We start from the raw sequence: 20,141 nt of genomic DNA on the forward strand, positions 1-20,141 counted from the left end.
CCTACTGCCCGGTGACCTGGGCAAGGGGAAGAGGGGTGTCGTCGATTTCTACTTTTTCGCCGGGACGGGCGTGCTGCAGGCCTTCGATGACAATGCGGTCGCCGGGCTTGAGGCCGCCGGTGACGATCCAGCGATCCTTCTGCACCTGGCCGAGCTGCACCGGTTGCTGGCTGACACGGGCGTCGGCGTCGAGCAACAGCACCTGAGCAATACCGGCGCTGTCACGCAGGATCGCCCGTTGCGGCACGCTGATACCGTGCTGATTCACCGCTTGCTCCAGGCGCACCCGGATGAAGCTGCCCGGCAGCAAGTCGAGGTCCGGGTTGGGGAACTCGCTGCGCAGAATGATCTGGCCAGTGCCCGGGTCGACACTGATGTCGGCGAACAGCAGCTTGCCGGGCAATGGGTAGAGACTGCCGTCGTCCTGAATCAGCGTGGCTTTGGCCTGATCCTGGCCGACCTGCTGCATCTGCCCGGCACGAAACGCCCGGCGCAACTCGTTGAGTTCGCGGGTCGACTGGGTCAGGTCGGCGTGGATCGGGTCCAGCTGCTGGATCAGTGCCAATGGCGTGCTTTCGTTCTGCCCGACCAGCGCGCCTTCGGTGACCAAGGCACGGCCAACCCGCCCGGAAATCGGTGCGGTGACAGTGGCGTAACCGAGGTTCAGTTTCGCCCGTTGCACAGCCGCCTGATTGGCCGCGACATCGGCGGCGGTCTGCCGGACGGCGGCGCGGGCGTTGTCGTAATCCTGGCCGCTGATGGCATTGCCTTCGATCAACTGCGCGTAACGCTGCTCTTGCAAGCGCGCCTGAAAGGCATTGGCCTCGGCTTTGCGCAGCGCCGCCTGGGCGCTGTCCAGATCAGCCTTGAACGGTGCCGGATCGATGCGAAACAGCACGTCGCCCTGTTTGACGTCGCTGCCTTCGCGGAAGGTCCGTTGCAGGACCACGCCGGCCACCCGGGCGCGGACTTCGGCGATCCGCGGTGCGGCGATCCGCCCACTCAGCTCGCTGCTGATCGACAGTGGCCGGGCTTCGATGGTTTCGATCCGGACCGTGGCCAGCGGCGCTGTTTCTTCGGCAGTGGAGGACTTGTCGCACGCACTCAGCGTCATTGCCAAGGCAATCAGGCCGAGCTTCGCAAACAGGTTCTTTGACATGTAAATACCCCAATGATGACCCCGGCATCCTACGGGGAGGGGACGAGCGTAGCGGTGAAGCTTTGTAGGTGCTGTGTGAAATTGTGTAAGGGTTTTACTCACGTGTGCGTGAGGGCGTATATCCTTGACGGCTTGATTCCTTTTGCGACTGTTATGCCGCCGTCGCGAGCAAGCCCGCTCCCACATTTGATCGGGGTGGGACACAAAGCCTGTGTTCACATGCGATCTATTGTGGGAGCGGGCTTGCTCGCGAAGAGGGCCGGTCAGTCACCACAGCATTTCCTGGAAACACCCATGCCCAACATCCTTCTGGTCGAAGACGATTCCGCACTCTCTGAATTGATTGCCAGCTACCTTGAACGCAATGGCTATCAGGTCAGCGTGATCAGCCGTGGCGACCATGTGCGCGAACGGGCGCGGGTCGATCCGCCGGATCTGGTGATCCTCGACCTGATGTTGCCGGGCCTCGATGGTTTGCAGGTCTGTCGCTTGCTGCGCGCCGATTCGGCGGCTCTGCCGATTCTGATGCTGACCGCCCGCGACGACAGTCATGACCAGGTGCTGGGCCTGGAGATGGGCGCTGACGATTACGTCACCAAGCCGTGCGAACCACGGGTATTGCTGGCGCGGGTGCGGACCTTGCTGCGGCGCAGCAGCCTGAACGAGCCGCAGACCGCCAGCGACCGAATCCTCATGGGCAACCTCTGTATCGATCTGTCGGAGCGCACCGTGACCTGGCGCGAGCAACTGGTCGAACTGTCCAGCGGCGAATACAACCTGTTGGTGGTGCTGGCTCGCCACGCCGGTGAAGTACTCAGCCGCGACCAGATCCTGCAACGCCTGCGCGGCATTGAATTCAACGGCACCGACCGCTCGGTGGACGTGGCGATTTCCAAGCTGCGGCGCAAATTCGACGATCATGCCGGCGAAGCGCGCAAGATCAAAACCGTGTGGGGCAAGGGTTATCTGTTCAGTCGCTCCGAGTGGGAATGCTGAACATGCTGCGCATTCTGATCCGCCTCTACCTGATCACCATCGTCACCTTTAGCGCGGCGATTTATTTCATCCCGGATCTGGTGATCAAGGTTTTTCACGAGCGATTCGTGAACTACAACCTTGATCACTCCCGAGGCTTGCAGAAGCTGATCACCCAACAGTTTCACGGAGTGCCGACCGAGCAATGGACCCATCTGGCCGCGCAGCTGGACCAGGACTTCAGCCCGTTGCACGTGGCACTGGTGCGCAATGACGACGCGGATTTCACCCCCTACGAACGTGAGCGTCTGGAGCGCGGTGAAAACGTTATCCGCATGGGCGACTGGGGCTGGCGCACGCTGGCGGTGTCTCCGCTGGATCAGCAACTGTCGGTGAAACTGGTGGTGCCGCCGGATCCGCTGGACGTCAATTTGTTGTACTGGAGCATCAACGTATTGATCGGCGGCGCGCTGCTGGCGTGTCTGTTGATCTGGCTGCGGCCGCACTGGCGCGATCTGGAACGTCTGAAAATTACCGCCGAGCGCTTTGGCAAGGGCCACTTGAGCGAGCGCACACAGATCCCGCCGAGCTCGAACATTGGCAGCCTGGCCAACGTTTTCGACACCATGGCCGGCGATATTGAAAATCTCCTGAACCAGCAACGTGATTTGCTCAACGCGGTGTCCCACGAATTGCGCACGCCGTTGACCCGACTGGACTTTGGCCTGGCACTGGCCTTGTCCGACGACTTGCCGGCCGCCAGCCGCGAGCGTTTGCAGGGCCTGGTTGCACACATTCGTGAACTGGATGAGCTGGTGCTGGAATTGCTTTCCTACAGCCGCCTGCAGAATCCGGCACGGGTGCCGGAGCAGGTGGACGTGTCGCTGGATGAGTTTATCGACAGTATTCTGGGTAGCGTCGATGAAGAACTGGAGTCGCCGGACATCGTCATCGACGTCTTGCTGCACGGCCAGCTCGAACGCTTCAGCCTTGACCCGCGCCTGACCGCCCGAGCGATCCAGAACCTGCTGCGCAACGCCATGCGCTACTGCGAAAAACGCATTCAGATCGGCGTGCAGGTCTGCGCAAAAGGCTGCGAAATCTGCGTCGACGATGACGGCATCGGCATTCCGGAAGACGAACGCGAGCGAATCTTCGAACCTTTCTACCGCCTGGACCGCAGCCGCGACCGCGCCACGGGCGGGTTTGGCCTGGGGCTGGCGATCAGCCGTCGGGCCCTGGAGGCCCAGGCCGGCACACTGACGGCCGAAACCTCGCCGCTGGGTGGGGCGCGGTTCCGGTTGTGGCTGCCGACCCCGACCTGAACCTGCCGCCCAACTGAACCTTGAACCAGCGCTGACCTCGTGGCGAGGGGGCTTGCCCCCGTTGGGCCGCGAAGCGACCCCAAAACCTGCAATCGCATTGCATCACGCACACCGCGTTCGCGGGATTTACGACTGCTTCGCCCGAACGCGGACCGGCCGACGGGGGCAAGCCCCCTCACCACAAGGTCGGGGTTCAAACGGATACTTCAGCCGCCGTGATCAACCCCACCCCAGCCTGGTCCATCCGTTCCATGGCCGAAGCCAGCGAGCCGTTCAGGTCGATTGCCCGGCACGCATCCAGCACCACCGTGGCATTGAACCCGGCTGCGCGGGCGTCCAGTGCCGAGAACATCACGCAGAAATCCAGCGCAAGTCCGACCATGAACACCGTATCGATCCCGCGCTCCCTCAGGTACCCGGCCAAGCCGGTGGGGGTGGTGCGGTCTGCTTCCAGAAACGCCGAATAGCTGTCGATGTCCGGGTTACAGCCTTTGCGGATGATCAACTGGGCGTGGGGCAGGTTCAGTTCGGCATGCAGTTCGGCGCCAGTGGTGGCTTGCACACAATGTTCAGGCCACAGGGTCTGGGCGCCGTAAGGCAGTTCAATCACATCATAGGGTTGGCGTCCGGGATGGCTGGACGCGAACGAGGCGTGCCCGGCCGGATGCCAGTCCTGGGCAATGATCACCTGGGTGAACTGACCGGCAAGGCGATTGATCAAGGGAATGATCCGGTCGCCCTCGGGTACCGCCAGTCGGCCGCCGGGAGTGAAGTCGTTTTGTACATCGATGACTAATAAGGCGCAGTGTGATTGAGCGGATGTGGACGTCATGACCGGTTACCTCCCTGGAAGTGGAAACGCAAGCATAGCGCCAGGTTCAGGCTCTTCAAACGTTGAACGACTCTTGAACAGCATCCCCCTCGTAGCAGCAGGCTACGCCAGCTGCTACGAGAGGAGTGTGGGAGCGCTATTAGTCGGCGGGTAGTAAACGCTGGCGGCAATCGAGTGTCAGGCGGGCGCCGCCGAGTTCGCTGCTGCCGACGTCCAGGGCGAACCCGTGCAGGTTCACGATGGCTGCGACAATCGATAAGCCGAGGCCGAAACCACCGTTCTTGGCGTTGTCGTCGACGCGATAGAACCGTTGGAACACCGCCGTGCGTTTGTCCGCCGGGATGCCGGGGCCGGAGTCGAGTACTTCAATACGTGTGCTGCCGGCATTGTCGATTGCCCGCACGATGACCTGACCGCCCACCGGGGTGAACTTGATCGAGTTGCTCAGCAAGTTCGACAGGGCTTCAAACAATAACGCCCGGTCGCCGGTCAGCGCTGGCAAGGTTTGTGGCGTTTGCAGGCTTAATGTCAGCTGACCTTCTTCGGCCAGCGGCAGGTAAAAATCATACAGTTCCTGCAGCAACGGCAACGGATCGAACAACACAAAGCCCGAACGCCGTTGTTGATCCTCCAGCTCGGAGATTCGCAGCAATCCGCGAAAGCGCGCCATCAGGGTGTCGGTCTCGGCGATCACCTGATCCAGCTGCAACGCCTCGGCAGAACCTTCGACGGCCTGCTGTTGAATGCGGTAAAGCTGCGCGCGTAGCCGGGTGAGCGGGGTGCGCAGGTCGTGGGCGATGTTGTCGCAAACCCCCTTGACCTCGTTCACCAGGCGCTCGATGCGTTCGAGCATGGCGTTGACGATGGCCGCAAGCATGTCCAGCTCATCGCGGCGGCTGGACAGCGGCAACCGGTGGTTGAGGTTGCCGGCAACGATGGCTTCGGCGCTCGCCTGCAAGGCGCGAATCCGTTGTAACGGTCGACGGCGCAACAAATGCCAACCGGCGATGCCGGGGATGATGGTCAGCGAGACTCCCCAGAACAGCGCATGCAGGATGATCCGTGTGACCGCAAACAACGAACCGTTGTCACGCACCAGGACCAGCCAGCGGCCATCCAGCGTGTGGGTCGCCACCGCGTCGCAACTGTCGGACGGCAGGCTGGCGTCATCCGGATCGGCGCAGTCGCCCAGTGAATGGATCTTGCCGTCCAGTGGCAGGCCAGCGGGGATCCTGCGAATCAGCCCGTGCAGCGGCCGATGCTGTTCGTCGAACAGCCCGTAGGCGTCGATACCGCGTTGGTCGAAGGTGATGCTGGCAATCAGCGCCTCATCCAGCTGATCACCGTGGAAGCGTGAAAACAGGTGCTGGCGCTGCATCAGCGAATGTTTGGCAAGGTTCTCCAGGTAGCTGGAAACCTCGTAATACATCACCCCCATGAGCAGGCCGCTCCAGACCACGAACAGCGAACTGTAGAGCGCCAGCAAGCGGCTGCTGGAGGAGCGCCAGCCTTTAGACGGGTTCAGCAATGACATAACCCGAGCCTCGCACAGTCCGTATCAGCGGCAGTTGGCCCGGCAGGTCGATTTTTTTGCGCAGACGTCCGATGTGCACATCGATCAGATTGGTGCCGGGGTCGAAGTGATAGCCCCAGACCTCTTCGAAAATCATCATCCGCGTGAGGATCTGCCCGGTATTGCGCAACAGAAACTCCAGCAGTTTGTATTCGGTCGGCAGCAGGCTCAGCAACTGTCCGCCGCGGCTGGCTTCGCGGCTGATCAGGTTGAGCTCCAGGTCAGCCACGCGCAGCGTCGTTGTGTAGTCCTTGACGGTGTTCTGGCGTCGCAGCAGGACTTCGACGCGGGCGGCCATTTCGTCGGTGGCAAAGGGTTTGGTCAGGTAATCGTCACCGCCGGCGCGCAGACCGCGAACACGTTCGTCGACGTCGGACAGGGCGCTGATCATCAGAATCGGCGTCGACACGCCCATGGTTCGCAAGGTGGTGACAATCGCCAGGCCATCGAGCTCCGGCAGCATGCGGTCAAGGGTGATCAGGTCGTAGTCACCGCTGACCGCCCGCGCCAGGCCTTCTCGACCATTGGCGACCCAGTCCACCTGCAGGCCGTGGCTGCTCAGTTCGGCAACGATCTCCCGTGCAGTGACGGCGTCGTCTTCAATGGTCAGGATTCGGGTCATGGGGCTTGCCTGAGAATAAGTGAAATGCACGAGTGGCAGTGTGCCAAGAAATGCCGGCGAAGGTTCTAAAAAAACTTTCATGCAGGGTAGATGGACTTCAAACAGACACGACTTTTCATCGCCTGTGACAGAAGGAGGCGCGGTACGGTTCACTGGCCTGGATCAATATTTTGCTTTGGCATATCACGTAACGTAAAGGTTTCAGGGCCTTGTAGCACCGTCAGCTACATTGTCTTGGCGCAGCAATGTTGCGTCATTGCACGACTGCAGCAGGATGCTGACACCCCTTAATGACTTTTCACGGATGAAACATGCCATGCAACGCCTAGACCGTACCTTTGATATCCAGCCGCTCATGCGGGCAGATATGACCATCGAACTCAATGGCCAGCCGGTCAGCGCCGCGATCGGCGAAACCGTGTTGACGGTCATTCAAGCCCTCGGCGTGCGTCAGGTCGCACGTAACGATCACGATCAGATCAGCGGGGCCTATTGCGGCATGGGCGTGTGCCAATGCTGCCTGGTGAAAATCAACGGTCGGCACAAACGCCGCGCCTGCCAGACGCTGGTGCAGCCGGGCATGCGGGTCGAAACGGCGGTCAACCGCATTGCCGAGCAGGAGGCACTATGAGCCTGCATCCGGTCATCGTCGGCGGTGGCCCGGCGGGTATGGCGGCGGCCATTGAACTGGCCAGACACGGCGTGCACTGCACCTTGCTCGAAGAAGCTTCGCGGCTGGGCGGCGTGGTGTATCGCGGGCCGTTGCGCGACGGCGTGCAACTGGACTATCTGGGACCGCGTTACGCCGAATCCCTGGCCAAACTGCATGGCGACTTTCAGGACCGTTGTGCACTGATCGATGTGTGTTTGAACACGCGGGTTGTCGGTGCAGAAGGGACTCGAGCGCTGGTCATGCTGGACGCTGACGAGCGTGTGCAGGAAATCACCTACCCACAATTGTTGCTCGCCGCCGGATGCCATGAGCGTAGCGTACCGTTCCCTGGCTGGACATTGCCGGGAGTGATACTGCTGGGCGGTCTGCAACTGCAAATCAAGAGTGGCGTGGTCAAGCCGCAAAGCCCGGTGGTGATCGCCGGTACCGGTCCGTTGTTGCCGTTGGTTGCCTGTCAATTGCATGCCAGCGGAGTGAAGGTCGCCGGAGTGTTCGAGGCCTGCGCGTTCGGCAAGATCGCCAAGGAAAGCCTGGCCCTGCTGAACAAACCCCAATTGTTCCTCGACGGGCTGAGCATGCTCGCCTATCTGAAACTGCACCGAATCTCAATGCGCTACGGTTGGGGCGTGGTCGAGGCGCAAGGCGAGGGCGAGTTACGCAGCGTGACGGTCGCACCGTATTCCAGCAACTGGCAGCCAGACCTGAGTCGCGCCGAACAGGTGCCGGCGCAGACCCTGGCGGTGGGCTATGGCTTTATTCCGCGTACCCAGCTCAGTCAGCAAATGGGCCTGGAACATGGCTTCAGCGATGACGGTTATCTGCGCGCCACGGCCAATATCTGGCAGCAAAGCAGCGAACCGCACGTTCACCTGGCCGGAGATATGGGCGGGATTCGCGGTGGCGAAGCCGCGATGCTCAGCGGTCGAATCGCTGCGCTGTCGATCCTTGTGCAGCGCGATGTGCTGAGCACCGAAAAGGCGCTGCACTTGCGCGAGCGCTATCTGGCGAAACTCAAGTCCATCCTGCGTTTTCGCGCGGCGGTGGATCGCTACACCGAACGCGGTGCCGGGCAGACCGCATTGCCGGCTGCCGATACGCTGATCTGCCGTTGTGAAAACGCCACCCGGGCCGACATCGATCGTGCGCTGTCCCAGGGCGTTCAAGACATGGCCAGCCTGAAAATGCGCACACGGGTGAGCATGGGCGATTGTCAGGGGCGGATGTGCGTCGGTTATTGCAGCGACCGCTTGCGTGAAGCCACCGGGCGCCAGGATGTGGGCTGGTTGCGCCCGCGTTTTCCCATCGAGCCGATTCCTTTTTCGGCTTTCCAGAACCTCGGCACGGATGCGTTGAATCATGAGTAAGTTCTACGATGTGGTAATTGCCGGTGGCGGTGTGATCGGGGCTTCTTGCGCCTATCAACTGTCGAAACGCAAGAATCTGAAAGTCGCGCTGATCGACGCCAAGCGCCCCGGCAACGCGACTCGCGCGTCGGCCGGCGGCCTGTGGGCGATTGGCGAGTCGGTGGGGCTGGGCTGCGGGGTCATTTTCTTTCGCATGATGTCGGCCAACCGCAAGCGCGAAGCCCAAGGCGCGGCGGTGGCGGTCGACTCCAGCACGCCGCACATCCTGCCGGATTCGTTCTTTGAGTTTGCCCTGCAATCGAATGCGCTGTACCCGGACCTGCACCGCGAGTTGCAGGAAAAGCACGGCATGGATTTCAAGTTCGAAAAAACCGGGTTGAAGTTCGTGATCTACGACGATGAGGACCGCTTGTACGCCGAGCACATCGTCGCCTGCATTCCACACCTGGCCGATCAGGTGCGCTGGCTTGACCAGGCCGCGCTGCGCGAGGCCGAACCGAGCGTCAGCCATGAAGCACGCGGGGCGCTGGAGTTTCTCTGCGACCATCAGGTCAGCCCGTTCCGCCTGGCGGACGCCTACACCGAAGGTGCCCGGCAGAATGGCGTCGACCTGTATTTCAACACCAACGTCACTGAGGTGTTGCGCCAGGGTTCGCGGGTGGTCGGGGTGCAGACTGCCGAAGCCGGCAAGTTCCGTTGCGACACCTTGATCAACGCCGCCGGCGCCTGGGCGGCTGACTTGAGTGAGTGGGCTACTGGCATCCGCATTCCGGTGAATCCGGTCAAGGGTCAGATCTTGCTGACCGAGCGCATGCCGAAGATCTTGCGCGGTTGCCTGACCACCAGTGATTGCTATCTGGCGCAGAAGGACAACGGCGAGATTCTGATCGGTAGCACCACCGAAGACAAAGGCTTCGACGTGACCACCACCTACCCGGAAATCTATGGGTTGGTGCAAGGCGCGATCCGCTGCATTCCAGAGCTTGAACACATCAATCTCAAGCGCTGCTGGGCGGGGTTGCGGCCGGGCTCACCGGATGAACTGCCGATTCTCGGGCCGATGAAAGGGGTTCAGGGCTATCTCAATGCCTGCGGGCATTTCCGCACCGGCATCCTGACCTCGGCGATCACTGGCGTGTTGCTCGACAAACTGGTGAACAACGAAGCGTTGCCGCTGGACATCACACCGTTCCTGGCAGATCGGTTTGAGGTGAAGCAAGCGGTCGCGGTCAAACAGGCAGAAATGGCCTGAATTGGCTCAGGCGTTCTGCGAGCAGCGGCAATAGCTGTTCGCAGGACGCCTCGATTTTCATGTCCAGCAACTCATCGGCGCGAGTCTTGCCCAGGTTGATCGCAATCAACGGTTTGCCGCGGTCGGCGATCACCCGACACAGGCGAAACGCCGAAAACGCCATCAACGATGACCCCACCACCAGCAAACCCGCTGCCTGTTCGGCAGCGGCCATGGCCTTGGCGGCGGTGGCGTGCGCGACGTTTTCACCGAAAAACACCACGTCCGGTTTCATTCGCTCACCTTCGCAGTTTGGGCAGCGGGGGACTTGAAAGTGCGACTCGAAGGCCGGGTCGAGCAGGGTGTCACCATCGGGTGCCTGAATCGCATCGACACCCGCCAGATAGGGGTTTTGCGCTTCCATGAGGCGCTGGATCGAGTCCCGGTCACTGCGTTGTCCGCAATCCAGGCACAACACCCGGTGCAAGCTGCCATGCAGCTCAATCACGTCCGGGCTGCCAGCCTGATCGTGCAAGGTGTCGACATTCTGGGTGATCAGCCCGGCAATCTGTCGCTGCGCTTGCAACGTGGCCAAGGCTTCGTGGGCGGTATTGGGCCGCGCTTGTCGAACCCGTGGCCAACCGAGCATCGCCCGTGCCCAGTAACGCTGGCGTGACTCGGGGGTTTTCAGGAACTCCTGATACATCATCGGCTGCCGACCGCGCCGCACCCCATCGGTGTCGCGGTAATCGGGAATGCCCGACGCCGTGCTGATACCGGCGCCCGTGAGCACCAGCAACGGCTGCTCGGCCATCAGGTTCTGCAGGTGGTCAAGCTGTTCGTGGATGGGGCTGTCGAACATGGTCAGCGCTCCGGTTGCCGGGTTTCACGACACGATGCAGGATAGTCGTTATCCGGTCTACTGCGAGGGGTTGGCAGTTGAGCGAAAAACTGTGCTCTGACGTGCGTTTGTGGCGTCTAGCGTCTGTGTCCCCGCGGTGGTACGGGGCGTGAATTCGGAACCCGGCATGCAAGCATTGTTGAACGAAATTCTTGATACGGTTCGCCCCCTGATCGGACAGGGCAAGGTGGCTAATTACATTCCTGCGCTGGGCAGTGTGCCGGCCGATCAGTTGGGTATTGCGGTGTATGGCAATGATGGCGAGCTGTATTGCGCTGGCGATGCGCACACGCCGTTTTCGGTGCAGAGCATTTCCAAGGTCTTCAGCCTGGTGCAGGCCATCGAGCATTCCGGCGAGGCGATCTGGGAGCGACTCGGTCACGAGCCTTCCGGTCAGCCGTTCAACTCGCTGGTGCAGCTGGAGTTCGAACGCGGTCGACCGCGCAATCCGTTCATCAATGCCGGGGCGTTGGTGATCTGCGACATCAACCAGTCACGCTTTGCCGCGCCGGCGCTGTCGATGCGCGATTTTGTGCGGCGGTTGTCCGGCAATCCGCAAGTGATGGTCGACAGCAAAGTCGCCGAGTCGGAGTACCAGCACCGCGCGCGCAACGCAGCCATGGCGTACCTGATGCAGTCGTTCGGCAACTTTCATAACGATGTTGAATCGGTGCTGCGCAGCTACTTCAGCCATTGTGCGCTGCGCATGAGCTGTGTCGATCTGGCTCGGGCCTTTTGTTTCCTGGCCAATGACGGGTTCTGCAAGCACAGCGGCGAACAGATCCTCACCGCGCGCCAGACCCAACAGGTCAACTCGATCATGGCCACCAGCGGTCTGTATGACGAAGCCGGCAACTTTGCCTATCGCGTCGGTCTACCGGGCAAGAGTGGCGTAGGCGGTGGCATCGTGGCCGTGGTGCCGGGGCGCTTTACCGTGTGCGTCTGGTCACCGGAACTGAACCCGGCAGGTAACTCGCTGGCCGGCATGGCGGCACTGGAATTGCTGAGCCAGCGCATTGGCTGGTCGGTGTTTTAAAACCCGAAAACCAATAAATCGCCCACCCACCACCCCCGTAGGAGCAAAGCTTGCTCGCGATGGCCTCACCGCGGTGTATCTGAATGACCGCAGCGTGTCCATCGCGAGCAAGCTTTGCTCCTACGGATTGTGGGTGATCGCACCCTTATGGTACGACTCAACCCTGTAGGAGCAAGGCTTGCCCGCGATGAACGATAACGCGGTCTACCTGACGCCCCCTAACACTTGGCGTGCTACTGCGGTGAGTCCGGTGGGTCGAGGTGATCCAGTGCTCGATTCACCGCCAACTCGGCCAGGGAAATCATCTGTTGAATCGCCAGCGCGGTATTGCGTTTGGGGCCTTCGAGGTCGAACGCCAGATCGCTGGCCATGACATTGGCTGAGGCGAGGGTCTCGCAGGCGTGGGCCAGCAGGGTTTCGCTGTCGACATCCGGGGCGATGACAAAAATGCAGCCGGGACGGCGGTCGGCTAGCAATGTCTTGGTTTCGGGCAGCACCAGGTAGTGATCGAGCGCACGGTGCGCGGCGGCGTGGAGTTCTTTTGAATTGAGGGAGGCGTAGGGGGAAACCGGATCGGTTTCGGGAGGGTTCGGCGTAGGTTTGAACATTGGGGGTCATCCATAAGTAGGGCTGCAACCATTGCGCTACTAAACGAAGGGTGGCAGCTGTGCGCAAGTTAGTAGACCGGGTAACCCGCCAAAACCGGCGCGCCCGAGGGCGCCATGCGCACAGCTACCATCAAGTGCAGGGAAGCCCTGACTGGATGACGCTCATGCAGCCGTTGGAAAGTTAACGCGGGCTACTAAACCCGATCACTGATGGGCAGTGACACGGAAACAATAGAGGCGAGGACCAAAGCGCACAAGCCGGCGGATTCTGGCGTAGGTGTAGGCCGTGACGCAAGGCGTTGTAGCCTCCGATGGGCACTGCGTAGGCAAGCTTAAACACCCGTAGCAGCTGTCGAGCCCGCGAGGCTGCGTTCGGCTGCGAAGCAGTCGTAAAATCAAGCAACACGTTCGTTCAGGAAAACCGCGTACGCCGGAGTGGCGAGGACTGCGTCCGATAGCGACCGCCCGCCGTCGTAGGAGCATGGCTTGCCAGCGATGGGGCCCGTGAGATCGCCATCGCCGGCAAGCCGTGCTCCTACAAGGTGGGTTTTGCTTTGCGTTTGGTGGCGGGCGCGGTTTTACGCTTGGTGGTCTTGCGTTTGTTCTTCCAGGGCGCGGCCCCTTTGCCGGCCGGGCTTGCCGGGCCGCTGATGGTCAGGCGCAGGCCGGTGCAGCGACCGACCTGTTTGCTCATCCAGGCGGCTTGTTTGGCGACGAATTCCTCAAGGCTCATCTCGCCGCTCTGCACCATGTCCAGGGCTTGTTCCCAGATCGCGGTGGTTCCGGGGTCGGCGATGGCCCGGGGCACGGCGTCGATCAGGCTGAAAGCCGGTGGTGTGGCGGCCAGGGCCTTGCCGTTCTTGATCAGATAACCTCGATCCAACAATCCCTGAATGATCCCGGCGCGGGTCGCCTCGGTGCCGATGCCGGTGGTGTCCTTGAGCTTTTGCTTGAGCAGCGGATCTTCCACCAGTTTGGCGACGTTCTTCATCGCCTTGATCAGGTCACCTTCGGTAAACGGCTTGGGTGGCTGGGTCCAGAGGTCCTTCAGTGTCACGTTGGCGACGGCGTAATCCCGTCCTTCAGCCAGTGCCGGCAGCGTCTGCGGCGCCGGGGCTTCCCGTCCTTTGGCCGGGGCCAACGCTTCGGGCAGTGCGCGCTTCCAGCCTGGCTCGACGATCAGTTTGCCCACCGCACGCAAGGCTTGCCCGGCGCAGTTGAAGTCAGCCTGGGTGCGGTCGTATTCGTGATTGGGCAGGAACTGCGCCAGATACCGCGCCCGGATCAAGGTGTAGACCGCACGGTGCTTGCCGGTCAGGCGTTCGAGGTTTTTCGCCGCCGCCGTGGGGATGATCCCGTGGTGGGCGCTGACCTTGGCATCGTTCCAGGCCCGCGACCGGCGTTGTGGCTCAAGGTGCTTGAGCAACTCGCCAAGGCTGGGGTCGGCCCGCCCAAGGGCGGCGAGAATACCCGGTGCTTCGCTGTGCTGACTCAACGGCAGGTAGCCGCAGTCACTGCGCGGGTAGGTGATGACCTTGTGGGTTTCGTACAACGCCTGGGCCACATCCAGGGTTTCCTGGGCACCGAGGCCGAGTTTTTTCGAGCAGATTTCTTGCAGCGTGCCAAGGTCGAACGGCAGCGGTGCGGCTTCGCGGACCCGCTCGGTGCGCAGCTTGACCAGCTGCGCACTGGCGGCGTTGCGGATGGCCATGGCCGCTTCCTGAGCCAGCGCCTGATTCAGGCAGCGGTCATGCTCGTCGCAGACCTCCGGTGCGGCGCGCCATTGGGCGGTGAACGGGATGTTGTCATGCAGCAGTTGTACGTCGATGGCCCAATACGGCACGGGCACGAAGTCAGCAATGCTGCGGTCGCGATCGACCACCAGACGCAAAGTCGGAGTTTGCACCCGGCCCACCGGCAGCACGCCTTGATAGCCGGACTGACGCCCGAGCAGGGTGAACAGGCGGCTCATGTTCATGCCGATCAGCCAGTCGGCACGCGAGCGCCCGAGTGCCGAGTGATAGAGGCTGAAGGTTTCGGCGCCGGGTTTGAGTGCCGCCAGGGCCTTGCGAATCGAGGCATCGTCCAGCGCCGACAGCCACAGGCGCTTGATCGGCCCGCGATAGCGGCAATGCTCCACCAACTCACGGGCAATCATCTCGCCCTCACGGTCGGCGTCGGTGGCGATCACCAGTTCATCCGCTTCGCCGAGTAGCCGTTTGACCGCTTTGAACTGGCTGGCGGTCTTGGGTTTGACCAGCATCTTCCACTTCTCGGGAATGATCGGCAGGTCTTCCAGGACCCAGCGTTTATAGCGGGCGTCGTAGGCATCCGGCGGCGCGGTTTCCAGCAGGTGGCCGATGCACCAGGTCACTGTGACGTCCGTTCCCAACCAGCAGCCGTCGCCGCGCCGGCTAGCACCGAGCACGGCGGCAATGTCTTTGGCCTGGGAAGGTTTTTCACAGAGAAACAGCCGCATAACCACCATCAGTCATCAGGGTTTGAAGGTGCACAGCATGCGGGGTACAGCGGCGTGGATCAACCTTTATCTGTATGGATGTACAGTTAAGGCGGGTTAAACCCTTTCGTTCATCTGCAACGTTTGAATACCGGCCGCCCGGGCCTGCGCGATCAGCTCTTCGGTGTCCTCCCCACCGGGTAGCGCAATGACGAAGTCGGGTCGGCTGTCTTGTAGCATGAAGCTGTTGCGCAGGCGCTCCGCCAGCTTGCCGTGCAGTTGCCAGTTGGCGGGGTAGCGCACGATGTTCGCGCCCAGTTCCCGGGCCCAGTTTTCGATGTCTCCGCCCAGAAACTGATTGCCGCCGTGGATCAGCACGCGCACTTCATGCAGGCACTGGAAGGCTTCCAGTACCCGGCGGCAGGTACGGGTGTCAGCGTAATAGCGCCCGGCACAGATCAGGACGCGCATGGCAGTTGATCCTTGTCGGCAGACGGTTGCGGATGACTATCTGTCAGGTCATTGCTCTCGATATCGCGTTCCCCGGCGCGTTCGAGTACCGGGTAGGCCAGCGCCGCGATGTGGTGATGCACGCGTCGGTAGTCGCGCAGCAGCCGTTGAAAGATGTCACCGGACTCGGCCCAGGCGCTTTTGTCTTCGCGCAGGGCGCGAAAGTGTGCCCGGCTGGCCGCAGCTTCGAGTCTTCTGACCGACTCTTTGCGGTTGACCAGATAGTGGGCGGTTGCAAGGTCTTCGCGAAGAAACACGGTAATCGCCAGGCTCAGGCTTTCCAGCAGTTCGTTGTGCAGCGGATAGAGCGTGCCCAGTTCGAAGGCCGAAAAGTTTTCACCGCGCCGCAGTCGACGCGCGGCCAACTGCGCAAGGCTGGTGGAAAGAATGTCGGCGGCGTGCTCGAGGTTGATCACGAACATCAGGATTTCCTGCGAGCGATCGGCATCGCTGTCGCTGATGCCTTCCTGGCCGATGTCCGCCAGATAGGCACGAATCGCTGCGCTCAGCAGGTCCAGGGACTGGTCGATCTGCCGTACCTCATCGACGTTGCGCTGGTCAGAGGTCTGGAACAGTTGCAGCACGCGGTTGAGCATAATCGAGAGCATGTCGGCCAGCCGCAGGGCTTCACGCGCCGCGTTGGACAGACCGATGTTCGCCACCGCGAGGCCGGCTTCATCCAGATAGAGCGGCATGCCGGGATCGACGTCCCGCGCAGGTGACGGCAGCAGGTGCGTCAGCAGTTTCGCCAGCGGTTCTGTCAGGCCGATGAACACCAGCGCCAGCACCAGGTTGAAGCTGGTGTGCAGGCTAACCACCAGTAGTGCGGGTGTCAGCTCTGCAATCGGGCTGCTCTGAGCCAGCATCGGTACAAACGGCAAGCACACCAGCGCCCCGATGACCCGCACCAGCAGGTTGCCGACCGGCAAGCGCCGGGCGACGGCGGAACTGGCGTTGAGCACCGAGGGCAGGGCGCCACCGATGTTCACCCCGAGCACCAGCGCCATGCTGGTCACCGGCGAAAGCAGACCAGTGGCGGCGAGCGAGGCGATCAGCAACACCACCGCGACGCTGGAATGGCAGATCCAGGTCAGCAGCATCGCCACCAGCAAGGCAATGATCATGTCACCATCGAGGCTGTGCATGAGCGCATGGAAGATCGGCGTGCCTTCGACCTCTCCCAGCGTCGACCCGAGCATGCGCAGCGCCAGCAGCATCAAGCCCAGGCCGATCAGTGCGCAACCGACGCTCTCGTAGCGTGAGTCATCGCGCAGGCGGAAGACGATGAACCCGGCCAGCAGGACGACAGGGGTGACGATCGAAATATCGAAACTGAGCAGCTGCACCACCAGCGTCGAGCCGATATTGGCCCCGAGCATCACCGCCAACGCTGGTGCAAGGCCCAGGGCTCCGGCGGCAGTGAAGGAAGTCGCCATCAGGCTGACGGCGGTGCTGCTTTGTAAAACCCCAGTGATACCGATGCCCGACAGCAGGGCCATCCAGCGGTTGTTAAGATTTTGTCCCAGCCAGTGACGCAGTTGCGTGCCGAAGCCGCGCAACAGCGCCGAAGAAATCATATGGGTGCCCCAGAGCATCAGTGCGATGGAGCCGGCGAGGTTGATCAATAGAGTAGTTCCCGACATGAGGACTCTCCCTTTGCTATTTCATTTTCTAGCGGACCGCGAGCCGCAGAGCGGTGCGATGTATGGCACTGGAGAACCCCAGCAGGAATCTGATTTCAATGCCGCTCAACCAGCCTCTGGCATACAGCCTGACGCTGGCGCAGGTGAGCAGTGTTGCGATTCGGGTCAGGCTGGTCACCAGCAGCGACACCAGTGCCCGTTTGGCCAGCGCGTGAAGGTTTCGTTGTGCGACAGGTTTCATATATGTGCTCCCTGAAAACTCACCGCGTCATGGGCGCCGAAGCAGCCCATGACATTGTCTTTGAGTAAGGGTGTAACTGGTGATCACTCGCCAGCCGCGCCTGGGTCAGGCCCTTAGAACCATTGCTTGAAGCGGCGGATGTAGAAGGTCTTCATCAACTGGGCGAACACGCAGTAGCTGAGCAGAGTGCCCACCAGCCATGGGAAGTACTGCCATGGCAGCGGTTGCAGACCGACCAGGGTGCCGAGTGGCGAGAACGGGATGTAGATGCCCAGCACCATCACCAGCCCGGTCATCAGGATCACCGGCAACGCCGCGGTGCTCTGGAAGAACGGGATCTTCTGGGTCCGCAGCATGTGCACCACCAGCGTCTGCGACAGCAAGCCTTCGATGAACCAGCCGGACTGGAACAGCGTCTGCATTTCCACACTGTTGGCCGAGAACACGTACCACATCAGGGCGAAGGTGGTGATGTCGAAGATCGACGAGGTCGGCCCGATCCACAGCATGAAGCGCCCGATGTTCTTGGCGTCCCACTTGCGCGGCTTGCGCAGGTATTCCTTGTCCATCTTGTCCCACGGCAGCGCCAGCTGGGAGATGTCGTACATCAGGTTTTGCAGCAGCAGGTGGATCGCCAGCATCGGCAGGAACGGGATGAAGGCACTGGCCACCAACACCGAAAAGACGTTGCCGAAGTTCGAACTGGCGGTCATGTTCAGGTACTTCATGATGTTGCCGAAAGTCTCGCGACCTTTGATCACACCTTCTTCGAGCACCATCAGGCTCTTTTCCAGCAGGATGATATCCGCCGATTCCTTGGCAATATCGGTGCCGCTGTCGACCGAAATACCGACATCGGCGTCGCGCAGGGCAGGGGCGTCGTTGATGCCGTCGCCGAGGAAGCCGACGGTGTGACCGTTCGACTGCAGCGCCTTCAGTACCCGGGATTTCTGCAGTGGCGTGAGCTTGGCAAACACCGTGCGTTCTTCAACCCGCAACTTGAGGGTCGACTCGTCCATCTTCTCGATGTCTTGGCCGAGCAGCGGGGTGCCAGGCTCCAGGCCGACTTCGCGGCAGATCTTGCTGGTGACCACGGCGTTGTCGCCGGTCAGCACCTTGACGGTCACGCCCATGTCCCGCAGCGCGGCAATCGCCGGGCCAGCGGTTTCCTTCGGCGGATCGAGGAAGGTCAGGAAGCCGCGAATTACCAGCTCGCGTTCGTCACTGGTTTTGTACTGGTTTTTGCTCTGGGCTTTCGGGATCTCGCGAGTCGCCACCACCAGCACCCGGAAACCGTCTTCGTTGTACTCGTTGGCCATCGCCAGCAGCGCTTTGCGACGCTGCTCATCCAGCGCAACCACCACACCGTTTTCATGGATGTGGCTGGAAATGCTCAGCATCTCCTCGACTGCGCCCTTGCAGACCAGCAGATGATCGTCGCGGCTGTCCTTGACGATGATCGACAGGCGTCGACGAATGAAGTCGAACGGCAGCTCATCGATCTTGCTGTAGGCGAACGGGATCTTGAACGTCGGGTTGCGCTCGGCGAATTGCACCACCGCCTGGTCCATCAGGTTACGCAGACCGCTCTGGTGATGACTGTTGAGCCACGCCAGTTCAAGGATCGAGTCGTCGCGCCGGCCATTGATGTCGACGTGGTGCTCGAGGATGATTTTGTCCTGGGTCAGGGTGCCGGTCTTGTCGGTGCAGAGCACGTCCATCGAGCCGAAGTTCTGGATGGCGTTGAGGCGCTTGACCACGACTTTGCGTTTAGCCATCGCCATCGCGCCTTTGGCGAGGTTGGCGCTGACGATCATCGGCAGCATTTCCGGGGTCAGGCCGACCGCGACGGCCAGGGCGAACATCAGCGCATCAGCCCAATCGCCTTTGGAAAAACCGTTGAGCAGGAAGACGATCGGCACCATGACCAGCATGAAGCGAATCAGCAGCCAGCTGACGCTGTTCACCCCACGGTCGAAGGCGGTCTGCACCCGTGAGCCGACGATGGCTTTGGCCAGCGATCCAAAGTAGGTGCGTGGACCAGTCGCGACCACCACCGCTCGGGCGGTGCCGCTGACCACGTTGGTGCCCATGAAGCAGATGTTCGGCAGGTCCAGCAGGTTTGACTGGTCGGCGGCTGTTGCTGAGGCGGACTTCTGTGCAACGTTGCCCAGGGTGTCGTATTTCTCCACCGGCAAGGCTTCGCCGGTCAGCACCGCCTGGCTGATGAACAGGTCACGGGATTCGATCAGGCGAATGTCAGCCGGGATCATGTCACCGGCCGACAGCTGAATGACGTCGCCGGCCACCAGTTCACGCATCGGCACTTCGCGCAGTTTGGGCTTCATGCCCATTTGCTCGCGACGCAGCACGGTGGCGGTGGTGCGGACCATGGCCTTGAGTGCTTCAGCCGACTTGGCCGAGCGGTGTTCCTGCCAGAACCGCAGCAGGCTGCTGAGCGACACCATGGTCATGATAATGATGACTTTGGTGAGGTCGACTTCTTCGCCTGCCTGGAGCGGGAGCCAGTAATCGGTCACGAAGCTGATGCCAGCCAGCGCCAGCAGCACATAGATGAACGGATTGTTGAGGGCCTGGAGAAACTGGACGATGGCGTGAGGTGGCTTGTCATGGGCCACTTCGTTGAAACCTTCGCGTTGCAGGCGGCTTTCGGCATCGAGCTCGGTCAGGCCGTCGGCGGAAGTCTTGACGTTGGCGAGGGTGACCGCGAGGCCGTTTTGTGCCTCACGGGCGGCGCGCATCGACAGCTTGGTGTCGTCGTTCGTGGCGCCCCGGACGTGCTTTTTCGGATCTTTTACAAGGGTCATTGCGTGTGCTCCTGCCGCAGTCTTGCGGCACGACACACTGCAAACTCAGCTAATTAAAGGCGAGCGAATGTAGGTCGAGTCGCAAGTAAGCGGTCGATTAAAGTTATTGTGTTTTTTAGTGTTTAACGTTCGCTGCACACCCAATAAAAAACGGCATGCAGC

Annotated in this window: 17 protein-coding genes; 6 read left to right on the top strand and 11 right to left on the bottom strand. The window is 61.4% G+C overall.

The window, feature by feature from the left end:
- Position 1: 1 nt before the first annotated feature.
- The gene (locus tag AC3WK5_RS01115) at positions 2–1,159 is read right to left on the bottom strand and encodes an efflux RND transporter periplasmic adaptor subunit (RefSeq protein ID WP_054597699.1); all 1,158 of its coding nucleotides are present in this window, start codon (positions 1,157–1,159) and stop codon (positions 2–4) included.
- Between the two features lie 294 nt (positions 1,160–1,453).
- Between AC3WK5_RS01115 and AC3WK5_RS01120 the strand changes: the two genes are divergently transcribed.
- Positions 1,454–2,155 (top strand): response regulator, encoded by a 702-nt coding sequence (locus AC3WK5_RS01120; protein ID WP_054597698.1) that lies wholly within the window; start codon positions 1,454–1,456, stop codon positions 2,153–2,155.
- A gap of 2 nt (positions 2,156–2,157) precedes the next feature.
- On the top strand, positions 2,158–3,459 hold the full coding sequence (locus AC3WK5_RS01125) for an ATP-binding protein (protein ID WP_103316363.1): 1,302 nt from the start codon (positions 2,158–2,160) through the stop codon (positions 3,457–3,459).
- Between the two features lie 193 nt (positions 3,460–3,652).
- Here AC3WK5_RS01125 and pncA read toward each other — a convergent pair whose 3' ends face one another.
- The 3 genes from pncA to AC3WK5_RS01140 form a co-directional block, all read right to left on the bottom strand.
- Positions 3,653–4,291, bottom strand: coding sequence for a bifunctional nicotinamidase/pyrazinamidase (gene pncA, locus AC3WK5_RS01130; RefSeq protein ID WP_054597696.1), 639 nt, complete (start codon positions 4,289–4,291; stop codon positions 3,653–3,655).
- 139 nt (positions 4,292–4,430) lie between these two features.
- Positions 4,431–5,825: a sensor histidine kinase gene (locus AC3WK5_RS01135; RefSeq protein WP_103316362.1), complete on the bottom strand. Its 1,395-nt coding sequence runs from the start codon at positions 5,823–5,825 to the stop codon at positions 4,431–4,433.
- Positions 5,803–6,486 (bottom strand): response regulator transcription factor, encoded by a 684-nt coding sequence (locus AC3WK5_RS01140; protein WP_103316361.1) that lies wholly within the window; start codon positions 6,484–6,486, stop codon positions 5,803–5,805. The genes AC3WK5_RS01135 and AC3WK5_RS01140 overlap by 23 nt, the downstream gene beginning before the upstream one ends.
- A gap of 316 nt (positions 6,487–6,802) precedes the next feature.
- Between AC3WK5_RS01140 and hcnA the strand changes: the two genes are divergently transcribed.
- From hcnA to hcnC, 3 genes are read left to right on the top strand one after another with little or no spacing between them, the layout of a single operon-like run.
- Positions 6,803–7,117, top strand: coding sequence for a cyanide-forming glycine dehydrogenase subunit HcnA (gene hcnA / locus AC3WK5_RS01145; RefSeq protein ID WP_103316457.1), 315 nt, complete (start codon positions 6,803–6,805; stop codon positions 7,115–7,117).
- Positions 7,114–8,523 (top strand): cyanide-forming glycine dehydrogenase subunit HcnB, encoded by a 1,410-nt coding sequence (gene hcnB, locus AC3WK5_RS01150; protein ID WP_103316360.1) that lies wholly within the window; start codon positions 7,114–7,116, stop codon positions 8,521–8,523. Before hcnA ends, hcnB begins: the two co-directional genes overlap by 4 nt.
- The gene (hcnC, locus tag AC3WK5_RS01155; RefSeq protein ID WP_103316359.1) at positions 8,516–9,775 is read left to right on the top strand and encodes a cyanide-forming glycine dehydrogenase subunit HcnC; all 1,260 of its coding nucleotides are present in this window, start codon (positions 8,516–8,518) and stop codon (positions 9,773–9,775) included. The genes hcnB and hcnC overlap by 8 nt, the downstream gene beginning before the upstream one ends.
- On the opposite strand, the gene AC3WK5_RS01160 is transcribed toward hcnC, so the two are convergent.
- The gene (locus AC3WK5_RS01160; protein ID WP_103316358.1) at positions 9,753–10,616 is read right to left on the bottom strand and encodes an NAD-dependent protein deacetylase; all 864 of its coding nucleotides are present in this window, start codon (positions 10,614–10,616) and stop codon (positions 9,753–9,755) included. The genes hcnC and AC3WK5_RS01160 overlap by 23 nt on opposite strands.
- A 166-nt stretch (positions 10,617–10,782) precedes the next feature.
- Here AC3WK5_RS01160 and glsB point away from each other — a divergent pair, with 166 nt between their 5' ends.
- Positions 10,783–11,691 carry a glutaminase B gene (glsB, locus tag AC3WK5_RS01165; protein WP_103316357.1) on the top strand — a complete coding sequence of 303 codons (909 nt, stop codon included), beginning with the start codon at positions 10,783–10,785 and terminating at the stop codon, positions 11,689–11,691.
- 233 nt (positions 11,692–11,924) lie between these two features.
- Here glsB and AC3WK5_RS01170 read toward each other — a convergent pair whose 3' ends face one another.
- The 6 genes from AC3WK5_RS01170 to mgtA all read right to left on the bottom strand — a co-directional run bounded on the left by AC3WK5_RS01170 (position 11,925) and on the right by mgtA (position 19,979).
- Positions 11,925–12,299, bottom strand: a complete 375-nt coding sequence (locus AC3WK5_RS01170) for a DUF6124 family protein (RefSeq protein WP_103322120.1) — start codon at positions 12,297–12,299, stop codon at positions 11,925–11,927.
- Between the two features lie 535 nt (positions 12,300–12,834).
- The gene (locus tag AC3WK5_RS01175; protein ID WP_103316456.1) at positions 12,835–14,778 is read right to left on the bottom strand and encodes a DNA topoisomerase III; all 1,944 of its coding nucleotides are present in this window, start codon (positions 14,776–14,778) and stop codon (positions 12,835–12,837) included.
- 96 nt (positions 14,779–14,874) lie between these two features.
- Entirely contained in the window at positions 14,875–15,228 is a 354-nt protein-coding gene (locus AC3WK5_RS01180; RefSeq protein ID WP_103316455.1) for a DUF2493 domain-containing protein, read from the bottom strand.
- Positions 15,216–16,910: a Na/Pi cotransporter family protein gene (locus AC3WK5_RS01185; RefSeq protein WP_103316454.1), complete on the bottom strand. Its 1,695-nt coding sequence runs from the start codon at positions 16,908–16,910 to the stop codon at positions 15,216–15,218. The genes AC3WK5_RS01180 and AC3WK5_RS01185 overlap by 13 nt, the downstream gene beginning before the upstream one ends.
- A gap of 28 nt (positions 16,911–16,938) precedes the next feature.
- A complete protein-coding gene (locus AC3WK5_RS01190) occupies positions 16,939–17,151 on the bottom strand; it encodes a hypothetical protein (RefSeq protein ID WP_103316453.1) in 213 nt (70 codons plus the stop codon).
- Between the two features lie 113 nt (positions 17,152–17,264).
- Positions 17,265–19,979, bottom strand: coding sequence for a magnesium-translocating P-type ATPase (mgtA, locus tag AC3WK5_RS01195; RefSeq protein WP_103316452.1), 2,715 nt, complete (start codon positions 19,977–19,979; stop codon positions 17,265–17,267).
- Positions 19,980–20,141: the final 162 nt, after the last annotated feature.

Source organism: Pseudomonas sp. FW306-02-D09B (assembly GCF_058782685.1).